This window comes from Micromonospora aridisoli (assembly GCF_056150025.1).
Map to the genome: position 1 here is coordinate 1 of NZ_JAXCFK010000026.1, position 12,491 is coordinate 12,491.

General features: G+C 72.9%; 11 protein-coding genes. 4 read left to right on the plus strand and 7 right to left on the minus strand.

Features of this window, described 5'->3' with window-relative positions; all coding sequences use genetic code 11:
• Window positions 1–458: 458 nt before the first annotated feature.
• The 6 genes from ung to SM447_RS29005 are packed head-to-tail and all read right to left on the minus strand — an operon-like array spanning window position 459 to window position 5,844.
• A complete protein-coding gene (gene ung / locus SM447_RS28980; protein WP_474576056.1) occupies window positions 459–1,160 on the minus strand; it encodes a uracil-DNA glycosylase in 702 nt (233 codons plus the stop codon).
• A gap of 60 nt (window positions 1,161–1,220) precedes the next feature.
• Window positions 1,221–1,709: a tRNA (adenosine(37)-N6)-threonylcarbamoyltransferase complex ATPase subunit type 1 TsaE gene (gene tsaE, locus SM447_RS28985; RefSeq protein WP_474576057.1), complete on the minus strand. Its 489-nt coding sequence runs from the start codon at window positions 1,707–1,709 to the stop codon at window positions 1,221–1,223.
• Window positions 1,706–2,809 carry an alpha/beta fold hydrolase gene (locus SM447_RS28990; RefSeq protein ID WP_474576058.1) on the minus strand — a complete coding sequence of 368 codons (1,104 nt, stop codon included), beginning with the start codon at window positions 2,807–2,809 and terminating at the stop codon, window positions 1,706–1,708. The genes tsaE and SM447_RS28990 overlap by 4 nt, the downstream gene beginning before the upstream one ends.
• Window positions 2,806–3,924 carry an alanine racemase gene (gene alr / locus SM447_RS28995; RefSeq protein ID WP_474576059.1) on the minus strand — a complete coding sequence of 373 codons (1,119 nt, stop codon included), beginning with the start codon at window positions 3,922–3,924 and terminating at the stop codon, window positions 2,806–2,808. The genes SM447_RS28990 and alr overlap by 4 nt, the downstream gene beginning before the upstream one ends.
• Window positions 3,925–3,965: 41 nt before the next feature.
• Window positions 3,966–5,435, minus strand: coding sequence for an NAD(P)H-hydrate dehydratase (locus tag SM447_RS29000; RefSeq protein ID WP_474576060.1), 1,470 nt, complete (start codon window positions 5,433–5,435; stop codon window positions 3,966–3,968).
• A gap of 40 nt (window positions 5,436–5,475) precedes the next feature.
• Window positions 5,476–5,844 carry a holo-ACP synthase gene (locus SM447_RS29005; protein ID WP_474576061.1) on the minus strand — a complete coding sequence of 123 codons (369 nt, stop codon included), beginning with the start codon at window positions 5,842–5,844 and terminating at the stop codon, window positions 5,476–5,478.
• A gap of 173 nt (window positions 5,845–6,017) precedes the next feature.
• Here SM447_RS29005 and SM447_RS29010 point away from each other — a divergent pair, with 173 nt between their 5' ends.
• On the plus strand, window positions 6,018–6,314 hold the full coding sequence (locus SM447_RS29010; RefSeq protein WP_474576062.1) for a hypothetical protein: 297 nt from the start codon (window positions 6,018–6,020) through the stop codon (window positions 6,312–6,314).
• Window positions 6,311–7,930 carry an alpha/beta hydrolase gene (locus tag SM447_RS29015; protein ID WP_474576063.1) on the plus strand — a complete coding sequence of 540 codons (1,620 nt, stop codon included), beginning with the start codon at window positions 6,311–6,313 and terminating at the stop codon, window positions 7,928–7,930. Before SM447_RS29010 ends, SM447_RS29015 begins: the two co-directional genes overlap by 4 nt.
• 84 nt (window positions 7,931–8,014) lie before the next feature.
• Here SM447_RS29015 and glmS read toward each other — a convergent pair whose 3' ends face one another.
• Window positions 8,015–9,928, minus strand: a complete 1,914-nt coding sequence (gene glmS / locus SM447_RS29020; RefSeq protein ID WP_474576064.1) for a glutamine--fructose-6-phosphate transaminase (isomerizing) — start codon at window positions 9,926–9,928, stop codon at window positions 8,015–8,017.
• Between the two features lie 156 nt (window positions 9,929–10,084).
• Here glmS and SM447_RS29025 point away from each other — a divergent pair, with 156 nt between their 5' ends.
• Window positions 10,085–11,278 carry a pyridoxal phosphate-dependent aminotransferase gene (locus tag SM447_RS29025; protein ID WP_474576065.1) on the plus strand — a complete coding sequence of 398 codons (1,194 nt, stop codon included), beginning with the start codon at window positions 10,085–10,087 and terminating at the stop codon, window positions 11,276–11,278.
• Entirely contained in the window at window positions 11,275–12,375 is a 1,101-nt protein-coding gene (locus tag SM447_RS29030; protein WP_474576066.1) for a threonine aldolase family protein, read from the plus strand. The genes SM447_RS29025 and SM447_RS29030 overlap by 4 nt, the downstream gene beginning before the upstream one ends.
• The last annotated feature ends 116 nt before the right edge of the window (window positions 12,376–12,491 follow it).

The following is a 12,491-nucleotide window of genomic DNA, read 5'->3' on the forward strand; positions in this document are numbered from 1 at the left end:
CCGGTCAGCCTCGGCCTGGGCGGGGCTGGCCGAGATCGCGACAGTGCCGGTGGTGGCCAACACTGCGGCGAAGGCGGCGGCAGCCAGCATCCTGACGCGGCCGCGTCGGCGATTCTTACGGTGAGTGGGGACTTCGTTCATGGTGGTGTACTTCTCCCTGCGAGAGGCGGCGTGACGTGATCGGCGGGGCGCGAGTGGTTGAGGGACGGTCACCACGGGTCGATGCCGCGCCATGGTTGTACGAACTGCCGGACTGTCGGTTGTGTAGGTGCTCCACTGCTGCTGTGCGTCGCCGCTGACCCCCAGACCTGAAGACGTTAGCGAGCATCTATATTTCCGATATCGTTATCCAACGATCGACGTCAGTCAAGGAAGGTCGTCCGACCGGCTCCACCGACCAACCAGGCGGATGCCGCCAGCTGGTACGTGCGGGCGGCGTGGGGGCAGGAGCACACGGCTCAGCCGGCCGAGCGCTCCCAGTCGATGGTGGGCAGGCCGGCGTCGGCAAGTGCCTTGTTGGCCGCGCTGAACGGCCGGCTGCCGAGGAAGCCCCGCGGATTCATCGGGCTCGGGTGGCCCGCCTCCAGGACCACGTGCTGCGGGTTCGTGACAAGCGCCGCCTTCTTGCGCGCATAGCCGCCCCAGAGCAGGAACACCACCCGCCTGTCCAGCGCGTCGAGCGCCCGGATGGTCGCGTCGGTGAACTCCTCCCACCCCCGGTTGGCGTGCGAGCCGGGCGTGCCCTGCCGCACGGTCAGCACCGAGTTGAGCAGCAGCACACCCTGCGCCGCCCAGCCGTCGAGGTTGCCGCTGCGTGGCTTGGGCACGCCCAGATCCTCGCCCAGCTCCTTGAACACGTTGCGCAGCGACGGCGGCACCGACACGCCCTCACGCACGCTGAAGCTCAACCCGTGCGCCTGGCCGACCCGGTGGTAGGGATCCTGACCGAGGATCAGCACCCGGCAGGCCGACGGCGCGCACAGCCGGTAGGCCGAGAAGAGGTCCGCGACCGGCGGGAACACCGTGCCGCTGGCGTACTCCTGGGCGACGAACTCACCCAGCGCGGCCGTGCGGACCGGGTCGAGATGCGGGGTCAGCACCGCCCGCCACTGGTCGGGGAGCAACGCCAGCAGGTCGAGAGCGGGGGTGTTCTCGGGCATCGGCAACCTCTCACCGGTCGGATCGTCTCCGGGCACTGTAGGTACCGGGTACGACAGCGGTCAGCCCAGGGCGGCGAGGGCCGCGAGGCGCTCCGCCCAGTCGCCGCCGACCGGCTCCAGCGCCACCGCCCGGGTGTCGTCCTCGTGCCGGTGCAGACGGATCCGCAGGTGCGCGTCGGCCAACTGCTCCACCAGTCCCTCGCCCCACTCCACCACGGTCACCGAGTCCTCGACCGAGGCGTCCAGATCAAGGTCGTCGATCTCGGCGCGGGGATCGCCGGCGTCCCCCAACCGGTACGCGTCGGCGTGCACCAGCGCCACGTCTCGGCCGCCCGCCGGATCCGGTCGGTGCACCCGGGCGATCACGAACGTCGGCGAGGTGATGTCACCGAGCACCCCGAGCCCCGCCCCGATCCCCCGGGTCAGCGTGGTCTTGCCGGCACCCAGCGGGCCGGTCAGCAGTACCAGGTCGCCGGCGCGCAGCAATCCGGCCAGCCGCTGCCCGAAGGCGTACGTGTCCGCGACGGTCGGCAGCACGACCTCGTTCACGAGTCGTCCCGTCCGCAGGTGTCGAGGAAGCGGATCAGTGCGGCGTTGACCTCGTCGGCGTGCTCCAGCATCACCACGTGCCCACTGTCGGGGATCCTGACGAATTCGGCGTGCGGCAACCGTCGCACGATCTCCTCGGAGTGGTTCAGCGGCGTGATCATGTCCTTGTCTCCGACGATCACCAGCACCGGTGTGCCCTCCAGCGCGGCCAACGCCGGGAACCGCGAGTGGGTCGCCAGGGTGCGCAGGTAGCGGGTCACCGTGTCGGCGGAGGTACGCGAGTTCATCTCCTCCACGTACGACACCAGGGCGGGGCTCGGGTTGCGGGTGCCGAAGCCGTACCTGCGGGTGAGCAGCCAGGCCACGTTGGTGGTCGACCGGCGGGCCCGGTCGATCACCGCCCCGCCGTACCGGGTGACGTTGCCGGCCATGTAGAGCACCGGCGCGCCGACCCGGCCCAGCAGGGCGGGGGCGACCAGCTTCGTCTCCGCCAGCAGCCCGCCCGACGTGGCCATCAGCACGGTACCCACCACCCGGTCACCGAACATCTCCGGATACAGCTCGGCCAGGGCCATGATGGTCATGCCGCCCATCGAGTGGCCGATGAGCACCAGCGGCCCGTCCGGGGCGGCCTCGTCGATCACCCGACGCAGCGTACGACCGAGCGCCGCCAGGTCGTACTCGCCGCTCTCCAGCCGGCCCGACCGGCCGTGCCCGGGCTGGTCGTACGCGACGATCCGGTGTTCACCCCGTTCGGCGAGCAGCTTGCGCTGGAAGTGGAAGGTGCCCATGTCCAGGCAGAATCCGTGCACCAGCACCACGGTCGGGTTGCCCTCGATCGGCCGGGTCGGCTCAACCACCTCGACGTGGATGTCGGTGCCGTCGCTCATCTCCAGCCGGTACGCCTCGTCGTACCGTTGCTCGCCGAAGACCTCGTCGGCGTACGGGTCGGTGGGGTCCGCCTTCAGCCGACGGACCATCACCCGCTCCGTGGCCACCCCGGCGGCCAGCCCGGCGGCGGCCACCCCCAGCGCCGCACCGACCAGGCCGGCGGCCTTTCCGGCGGTGGTCCGGGGTCGCGGAATGCGCCAACCGGTCATGCCCGATCGCCGTCGTAGACGCGGGGTACCCGGGTGCTGCCGAACCGGGTGACGATCTCGTAGTTGATGGTGCCGACCGCCGCGGCCCAGTCGTCGGCGGTGGGCTCGCCCTCGGATCCGCTGCCGAACAGGGTCGCCACGTCCCCGGCCGCCACCGGATCGTCACCACAGTCGAGCACGAACTGGTCCATGCAGACCCGGCCGGAGATGGTCCGGCGTACTCCGCCGAGCTGCACCGGTCCGGAGTTCGAGGCGTGTCGGGGCACCCCGTCGGCGTAGCCGAGCGGCACCACGGCCAGGTTCGCCTCGCGCTCGGTGGTGTAGGTGTGGCCGTAGGAGACGCCTGAGCCGGCCGGTACCCGCTTGGTCAGCATCACCCGGGCGCGGGCCGTCATCGCCGGGCGCAGCCCGTACGTCTCACCGGCGACCGGGGAGAGCCCGTAGACGGCCAGCCCCGGACGGACCAGGTCGAAGTGGGTGTCGGGACGGGTCAGCGTGGCCGCCGAGTTGGCCAGGTGCCGGTAGCGCGGGCGCAGCCCGGCCCGCTCGACCATGGCCAGACCCTCGTGGAAGACGGCCAGCTGCCGGTCGGTGGTCGGGTGACCGGGCGAGTCCGCGTACACGAAGTGGCTCCACACGCCGACCACCTCGACCACTCCGTCGGCCTGCGCCTTCGCCGCGGCGTCAAGCAGGGCCGGCCAGTCGGCGACCGTCGCACCGCCCCGGGCCAGCCCAGTGTCGATCTTCAGGTGCAGCCGGGCCGGACGGCCGGCCACGCGGCTGGCCTCCAGCATCTCGTCGAGTTGCGGGAGGCTCGCGACCCCCAGGTCGACGCCGGCCGTGACGCCCTTGTGCAGGGGGAGCCCCGGCGCGAGCAGCCAGGCCAGCACCGGGGCCTCGATGCCGGCCGCGCGCAGCGCCAGCGCCTCGTCCAGGGTGCAGACACCGAGCCAGTCCGCTCCCGCGTCCAGCGCGGCCCGGGCCGCCGGAACCATGCCGTGGCCGTAGCCGTCGCCCTTCACCACCGCCATCAGTTCGGCGTTGGTGCCGGCGCGCAGCCGGTTCACATTCTCCCGGATCGCGTCCAGGTCGACACGTACCTCGGCCTGCCACATGCTCCCACCCTACTTTCCGAGCTGATCACCACGGCGGGTAGTCAGGGCAGACGGGCCAGCACGGGACGCAGCGCGGCGGCGACGTCCGGCGCGGTCACCGGGCCACCCCGGGCCGCTTCCCGGCCGGCCAGCCCGTGCAGGTACGCCGCGGCGGCGGCAGCCCGTTCGGCCGGCAACCCGGCCGCGAGCAGCGAACCGAGCAGCCCGGCCAGCACGTCGCCGGTGCCACCGGTGGCCAATGCGGGGGTGCCGGTCGGGTTGACGTACGCCCGCCCGTCCGGCGTGCCGATCACCGTGCGATCCCCCTTGAGCAGCACCACCGCGTTCATCCAGGCGGCCAGTCGCAGCGCGGCGGCGACCCGGTCGTCGCCCGGCTCCTCCCCGCAGAGCCGGGTGAACTCCCGATCGTGCGGGGTCACCACGATCGGCGCGTCGCGCCGCCGCAACTGGTCGGCGAGGGAGCCGTCGACCAGGAGAGTCAGCGCGTCGGCGTCCAGCACCACCGGCACCGGGGCGGCGAGCACGGTCCGCAGTTCGGTGGCGGCCCGGTCGTCGGTGCCCAGCCCCGACCCGCACACCCATGCCTGCACCCGGCCGGCGTCGGACACCCGACCGGTGGCGATCACCGAAGGGTGCTCGCGGACCACCTCGTCCCGGGCGCCACCGGCGTATCGGACCAGGCCGGTCGGACCGGCGAGCGCGCCGCCGACGGAGAGCACCGCCGCGCCCGGGTACGTCGCGGAGCCGGTGGCCACCCCGACCACTCCCCGGGTGTACTTCTCCGAGGCGGCGCCGAGCCCGGGCCACCAGTCGGTCACGTCAGAGAACTCCACGACGTGCAGCGCGGGGCTGCCACGCAGCCACGGCACCAACCCGATGTCGACCAGTTCGACCTCGCCGGCCAGCGCGGCGGCGGGGCCGACCGCCAGGGCCGGCTTCAACGCGCCGAAGGCCACCGTCACGTCGGCGCACACCGCGTTGGGACGCCCGGACGGTGTCAACGGCACCGCCCCGGTGTCCACCGCGACGCCGCTGGGCACGTCCACCGCCACGACCGTCGCCCGCTCGCCATCGCGCCCCCGGTGCCGCAACAGGCTCGCCGCCAACTGTTCCGCGGTCTCCCGCAGCCCGCCGCGACCGCCGATGCCGACGATGCCGTCGAGCACCACGTCGACCACGGCCGGCGGTCGCGGTACGACCCGTCCCCCGGCGGCGCGCAGCGCGGCCAGCCCGGCGGCGTGGACCCGCTCCGGGGTGAGCAGCAACGCCGACACGGCGGCACCGCGCCGGGCGAGCCGAGCACCGGCGTACAACGCGTCACCGCCGTTGTCACCCGAGCCGACGAGCAGCAACACCGGCGCGCCGTACACCCCGCCCCGCTCGGCGAGCAGCAACGCGCAGCGGCGGGCCAACCCGGCGGCGGCGCGTTGCATCAGAGTGCCGGGCGGCAGCGTAGCCATCAGGGCCGCCTCGGCCGCGCGCACGTCCGCCACCCGCCAGACCGGTCTCATGCCACACCCCGTTTCCCGCGCCCAAAGGCGCGCCCGACGCTCAGCGCTCCGCCACCACCATCGCGGAGGCGATCCCGCCGTCGTGGGACAGCGAGAGATGCCAACGATTGACGCCACGCTCGGTGGCCGCCGCAGCGACCGTGCCCGAGATCGACAACCAGGGCCGCCCGTCCGGGTCCGGCACGATCTCACAGTCGTGCCAGTTGAGCCCGGCCGGGGCACCGAGCGCCTTGGCCACCGCCTCCTTCGCCGCGAAACGGGCGGCCAGCGACTCCGGCGGCCGCCGGCTGCCGGCGGCGGTGCGCCGCTCCGCCTCGGTGAACAGCCGCTCGGCGAGCAACGGTGTACGCGCCAGCGCCCGGGCGAACCGGTCGACCAGCACGACGTCGATGCCGACGGCGACGATCACTTGGCCAACCCTACCGGCGCGGGGGCCACAAGATAGCCCTCGGCGACACGTGCGGCAATGCCTGTGGACGGGCAGGGAGCCCGAGCACCGTCGATTGTCCACAGGGCACCGCCACCGGCACCGCGACCGCCTAGCGTCGTCGGCGTCGTGCTGACACGGGGCGGGAGGATCCGATGGCCGAGGAGGAGTTGACCGTACGACCGGAGCTGCTGCACCGGGTCGGGCGGTCGCTGGGCGACACCGGGTACCGGTTGGCCCATGGACTGGCCGGCGTGCCCGGGTTGACCCCACCGGCCCGGGAATGGTCGGCGGCGCGGGCACTCGCCGGCCTGGAGGCGGCCGTGCACGCCTGGTCGGGGCGGCTCGGCGCGCGGGTCGCGGAGACCGGTGACGCGGTACGCGCCGCCGCCGGGGCGTACGAGTCGGTGGATGCCCGCGCCGCCGCCCGGCTCTCCGCCCTGCCCCGGTGACCGCGTCCGCGGCGGCCCCGGCCGCACCGGGACAGGTCGACTACGCCCAGCTCTCGACGGTCGATCCGGCCGCGTGGCAGGCCACCGGTTCGGCCTGGGCGAGCCTGGCCGGGTTGGTCGAACGACGGGCCGGTGAGCTCACCGACGATGGTGCGACGCTGCGCACCGGCTGGTCGGGCAGTGCCGCCGAGTCGGCCGGCGCCCGGCTCTCCGGGCTGCGCCGCGAACTGACCGCGCTGGTCCCGGTCTCGATCGAGGTGGATCAGGTCCTCGCCGAGTTCGCCGCGCGGCTGGTGGCCGCCCGAGCCCAGCTGGCGGCGGCCGTGACGTTGGCCGCCACCGCCGGTGTGCTGATCGACCGCCGGGGTGGCGTACGCCCCGATCCTTCCCGGGTGTCACCTGACCGCTCCGGCCCCATGGTGCTCCAGGTGACCACGGCCCTGCGGAACGCCCTGGACCTGGCTGCCACGGCCGACCGGGATGCCGCGACCCGCCTCGCCCGGCTGGCGGAGGCCGCCGGTACCGGCTGGACGGCCCGGCCACCGTCGTACCGTCCACCGCCGAGCGCCGATCCCGGTGCGGTGCGGCTCTGGTGGGCCGGGCTCACGCCAGCCGAGCGTCGATGGTTGGTGGTGCACGAGCCGGAGCTGACCGGCCGGCTCGACGGGGTGCCCGCCGACGCCCGTGATCAGGCCAACCGGTTGCTGCTCGACACCCGGCGGGCGGCGCTGCTCGCCCGGTGGGAGCAGTTGCTGGCTCGGGTGCCACGAGGGCCGCTGGAGCTGACCGGGCTGCGTGCGGTCGAGGCCGCGCTGACCGGGCTGGACGCGCTCGCCGCCCGGCTGGGGTCGGCCGAGCAGCCACGGGCGTACCTGCTCGGCCTGGACGTCGGCGGTGAAGGCCGGGCGGTGGTCGCGCTGGGCAACCCGGACCGGGCGACCGGGGTGCTGACCTACGTGCCGGGGATGACCGCCGGGCTCGACGATGCCACCGGCGAGCTGGGTCGGGCGGCGCGGGTGCTGGCCCGCTGCGCCGAACTGGCCCCGGGTGAGCAGACCTCGGCGGTGCTCTGGCTGGACTACGACGCCCCGGACTTTCTGCACGAGGCGGCCCGGGACGGGCAGGCCCGCGCAGCCGGGGAGACGCTGCACCGGTTCCAGGAAGGGCTGCGGGCCACCCACGACGGCCCATCGGCCCGGCAGACCGTCCTCGGGCACAGTTACGGCTCGCTGGTGGTGGGCAGCGCCGCCCGCGACCACGGCCTCGCCGCGGACGCGCTGGTCTTTGTCGGCTCGCCCGGAGTCGGCGTGGCGCACGCGGCCGATCTGGGGCTGCCACCCGGGCAGGTGTGGGCCAGCACCGCGCCGGACGATGTGATCCGGCTGACCCGCCCGCCGGGCGATTTGGCCCGCCAGGCGCTGCTCGGTGCCGCGCCGCTCGGCACCGTCGCCGGGCTGCTGGCCGGGCCGGGTGACGAACGCTGGTTCGGGCGTGACCCGGCCGAGGCGTCCTTCGGCGGCCGGACGTTCCCCAGCGGCCGGTACGGCCACACCGGTTACTGGCATCCGGCCAACCCGGCCCTGGACGGCATGGCACGGGTGGTGCTGGGCCACTGATCCGCCCCGCCGCGGCCACGATGTGCACCGGATGGCGCCGACTCGGCCGTGGCGGTCGACCCGACCGCCACGGCCGACCGACGGCTATTCGACGGTGACGGACTTGGCGAGGTTGCGCGGCTGGTCGACGTCGTGCCCGCGGGCCGCGGCGATCTCGGCCGCGAACACCTGCAACGGCACGGTGGTCACCAACGGTGCGAGCAGCGTCGGCGTACGCGGCACGTGGATCAGGTGGTCGGCGTAGCGGACCACCGACTCGTCACCCTCCTCGGCGATGACGATGGTGCGGGCACCGCGTGCGCGTACCTCCTGGATGTTCGAGACGACCTTGTCGTGCAGCATGCCCCGGCCCACCGGGGAGGGGACGATGCAGATCACCGGGGTGCCCTGGTCGATGAGCGAGATCGGGCCGTGCTTCAGCTCGCCCGCGGCGAACCCCTCGGCGTGCATGTACGCCAGCTCCTTGAGCTTGAGCGCGCCCTCCAGCGCCACCGGGTAGCCGACGTGCCGACCGATGAACAGCACCGTCGACTCGGCGCGCAGCTCGCGGGCCAGTTCGCGGACCGGCTCGATCCGCCCGAGCAGCTCGCGCAGCTTGTCCGGCACCCGGTGGAGCTGCTCGACAACGGCCGCCACCTCGTCGGCGTACTTGACGCCGCGCACCTGCGCCAGGTGCAGCCCGATCAGGTAGCAGGCGATCACCTGGGTGAGGAACGCCTTGGTGGAGGCCACGGCGATCTCCGGGCCGCCGTGGGTGTAGAGCACGGCGTCGGACTCCCGGGGGATGGTGGAGCCGTTGGTGTTGCAGATCGCCAGTACCCGGGCCTTCTGCTCCTTGGCGTGCCGCAGCGCCATCAGGGTGTCCATGGTCTCGCCGGACTGCGAGATCACCACGATCAGGGTGGACCGGTCCAGCACCGGGTCGCGGTAGCGGAACTCGCTGGCCAGCTCCACCTCACAGGGGATCCGGGTCCAGTGCTCGATGGCGTACTTGGCCACCATTCCGGCGTGGTAGGAGGTGCCGCAGGCGACGATGAAGATCTTGTCGACGTCACGCAGGTCCTGGTCGCTGAGGCGGACCTCGTCGAGCATGATCTCACCGGTCTCGGTCAGCCGCCCGAGCAGCGTGTCGGCGACGGCCTGCGGCTGCTCCTCGATCTCCTTGAGCATGAACCAGTCGTAGCCACCCTTCTCGGCGGCCGAGGAGTCCCAGTCGATGTGGAAGTCCTTGCCGCTGGCCGGCTGCCCCTCGAAGTCGGTGATCTCGATGCTCTCGGCGGTGATCAGCACGATCTGGTCCTGGCCCAGCTCGACCGCGTCACGGGTGTGCTCGATGAACGCGGCGACGTCGCTGGCGAGGTAGTTCTCCCCGTCACCCCGGCCGACCACCAGCGGCGAGTTGCGGCGCGCACCGACCACCGCGCCGGGGACCGCCGAGTCGACGGCGAGCAGCGTGAAGGCACCCTCCAGCCGCTGGCAGACCACGCGCATGGCGGCGGCCAGCAGTTGCGGCCCGTCGGGCTGGCCGGCCGCGCGCAGGTCGGCCAAGGCGGCGGCGAGCAGGTGTGCGGCGCACTCCGTGTCGGTGTCACTGTTGAAGGTGACGCCCTCCTCCTCCAGCTCGGCGCGGAGCTTGGCGAAGTTCTCGATGATGCCGTTGTGGATCACCGCGACCCGTCCGTCGGGCGACAGGTGCGGGTGGGCGTTGCGGTCCGTCGGCCCGCCGTGGGTGGCCCACCGGGTGTGTCCGATGCCGGTGGTGCCGTCACCGATGCCGATCGGACTGGCGGCGCAGCCGGCCGGGTCCTCGGCGGCCCGCTCGGAGAGCACCTTCTCCAGGTTGGCCAGCTTGCCGGCCTTCTTCTCGGTCAGCAGTTCCCCGTCGCAGACGATGGCGACGCCGGCCGAGTCGTAGCCGCGGTACTCCAGCCGCCGCAGGCCGTCGAGCACGATGCCGAGCGCCGGTCGTCCACCGGCGTACCCCACGATTCCACACATGGGTGGCAGCCTAACCAGTTTCGCTCACGATGTCTGCTCGAAAGCCGGGTAAACAATCACTGAATTTGAGCGATATGGCGATGGCGGTGATCGGCGCGCCAAAGCGCCCATCCGGTGTCGGGCGGGCCGGCAGCACGCACCCGTACCCTGACGGGCGTGACGAGCAGCGATGTCGACCCGCTGGTGGCCCGGATGCGTCCGTTCGGGACGACGATCTTCGCCGAGATGTCCGCCCTCGCCGTGCGTACCGGCGCGGTGAACCTCGGGCAGGGTTTCCCGGACACCGACGGCCCGCCCGAGATGCTCGCCGCCGCGGCGGAGGCCCTGCGCGCCGGCCGCAACCAGTACCCTCCCGGCCCCGGCATCCCAGAACTACGGACTGCCGTGGTGGCCCACCAACGCCGGTTCTGGGGGCTGGAGTACGACCCGGACGGCGAGGTGGTGGTGACCGCCGGAGCCACCGAGGCCGTCGCCGCCGCCATCCTCGCCCTCTGCGAGCCCGGCGACGAGGTGGTCTGCTTCGAGCCCTACTACGACTCGTACGCCGCCTCGATCGCCCTGGCCGGCGCGACCCGACGACCGGTCACCCTGCGTCCCCAGGCCGACGGGCGGTACGCCTTCGACCCGGCCGAACTGCGGGCGGCGTTCGGTACGCGTACCCGACTCGTGCTGTTGAACTCGCCGCACAACCCGACCGGCAAGGTGTTCACCCCGAACGAGCTGGCCCTGGTCGCCGAACTCTGCCAGGAACACGGTGCGTACGCGGTCACCGACGAGGTGTACGAGCACCTGGCCTTCACCGACGCCGCGAGTGGGCACGTGCCGCTGGCCACGCTGCCCGGGATGCGCGAGCGCACCCTGCGGATCTCCTCGGCCGGCAAGACCTTCTCCTGCACCGGCTGGAAGGTGGGCTGGGCCAGCGGGCCGGCGGCGCTGGTGTCGGCGGTCCTGCGGGTCAAGCAGTTCCTCACCTTCGTCAACGCCGCGCCCCTGCAACCCGCGGTGGCGGTGGCACTCGCCCTGCCCGACGACTACTTCACCGCCTTCCGGGCCGGGCTGCAGGCCCGCCGCGACCAATTGGTCGCCGGCCTCGCCGACGCCGGGTTCGACGTGCTCGCCCCGGAGGGCACCTACTTCGTCACCGCCGACGTCTCCGCGCTCGGCGGCACCGACGGCATCGAGTTCTGCCGTACGCTCCCCGAGCGGTCCGGCGTGGTGGCGGTACCGACGCAGGTCTTCTACGACGATCCCGAGGCCGGTCGGCGGCTGATCCGCTTCGCCTTCTGCAAACGCCCGGAGGTGCTGGCCGAGGCGGTGACCCGGCTGCGCCGGCTGAAGGAGGTCCGGTGACCGACAGCTACGCCGAACGGGTCCGCCGGCTGAACGCGCTGCGCGCCTGCGACACCGTGCTCTCCGGGGTGCGGCCACTGTCGGTCACCGAGCAGCTCGACATGATCCGGGCACGCGCCGACGGCGGAACGCTGCCCGACTTCTACGGCGAGGGCGGGGCGGTGACGGCGGTCGAGCAACGGGTCGCCGAGCTGCTCGGCACCGAAGCCGCGGTCTTCTTTCCCACGGGCACCATGGCCCAGCAGGTCGCCATGCGGTACGGCGCCGAGCTGACCGGCCGGTACGGCGTCGGCCTGCATCCGCTGAGCCACCCGTTGCTGCACGAGCGGGACGCGTACGCCCAGCTCGGCGGTCTGCGCGCGGTGCGGACCACCGGCGCGCCGCGCAACCCGAACGCCGACGAGATCGCCGCCCTGGACGAGCCGATCGGCACGCTGCTGCTCGAACTGCCGCTACGCGACGCCGGTTTCGTCCTGCCCTCCTGGGAGGAGCTGGTGGCCACCGCCCGGGCGGCCCGGGACCGTGGCGCCCGGGTGCATCTGGACGGTGCCCGGATCTGGGAGTCGACCGTCCACCTCGGGCACTCGGCGGCCGAGATCGCCGCGCTGGCGGAGAGCACCTACGTCTCGTTCTACAAGTCCCTCGGCGGCATCTCCGGCGCCGCCCTCGCCGGGGACGCCGAGCTGGCAAGGTACGCCCGAGCCTGGCGACACCGCTACGGCGGTACGTTGTTCCAGCAGTGGCCGGCCGCGCTCGCCGCCCTGCACGGGCTGGAGTACGAGCTGCCCCGACTGGCCGGCTACGTCGCCCACGCGCGGACGATCGCCGAGGCGTTGGCCGAGCTGCCCGGCGCCCAGGTGTTCCCCTCGCCGCCGCACACCCACCAGTTCCGGCTCTGGCTGCCGCACCCCGCGGAGGCACTCAACGACGCCAATCTCGCCCTCGCCGAGGAGGAGAAGGTCTGGTTCGCCGGTGGTTGGCAGGATGCGGAGGTGCCCGGCACCGCCATGACGGAGATCACCGTGGCCGGACCGGCCCTGGAGCTGACCGCCAAACGGGTCATCGAGCTAGGCGACCGCCTCCTGCACCGGCTCTAGTGGAGTATCCAGCGGCTGTTAGGGCGTGTTTTGAAATCCGGGTGGGGTGTGTTGGTGCCCGGGATGTGGCGAGGTCTCCGGTAGATGGTTCATCGACGAAGAAGAACCTGATACCG

What these genes read in the sequence shown, in the direction of transcription:
- SM447_RS28990 (WP_474576058.1), bottom strand. Translation starts at nt 2,809, where the DNA reads ATGACCGGTTGGCGCATTCCGCGACCCCGGACCACCGCCGGAAAGGCC.
- SM447_RS29010 (WP_474576062.1), top strand. Translation starts at nt 6,018, where the DNA reads ATGGCCGAGGAGGAGTTGACCGTACGACCGGAGCTGCTGCACCGGGTC.
- glmS (WP_474576064.1), bottom strand. Translation starts at nt 9,928, where the DNA reads ATGTGTGGAATCGTGGGGTACGCCGGTGGACGACCGGCGCTCGGCATC.
- ung (WP_474576056.1), bottom strand. Translation starts at nt 1,160, where the DNA reads ATGCCCGAGAACACCCCCGCTCTCGACCTGCTGGCGTTGCTCCCCGAC.
- SM447_RS29000 (WP_474576060.1), bottom strand. Translation starts at nt 5,435, where the DNA reads ATGAGACCGGTCTGGCGGGTGGCGGACGTGCGCGCGGCCGAGGCGGCC.
- alr (WP_474576059.1), bottom strand. Translation starts at nt 3,924, where the DNA reads ATGTGGCAGGCCGAGGTACGTGTCGACCTGGACGCGATCCGGGAGAAT.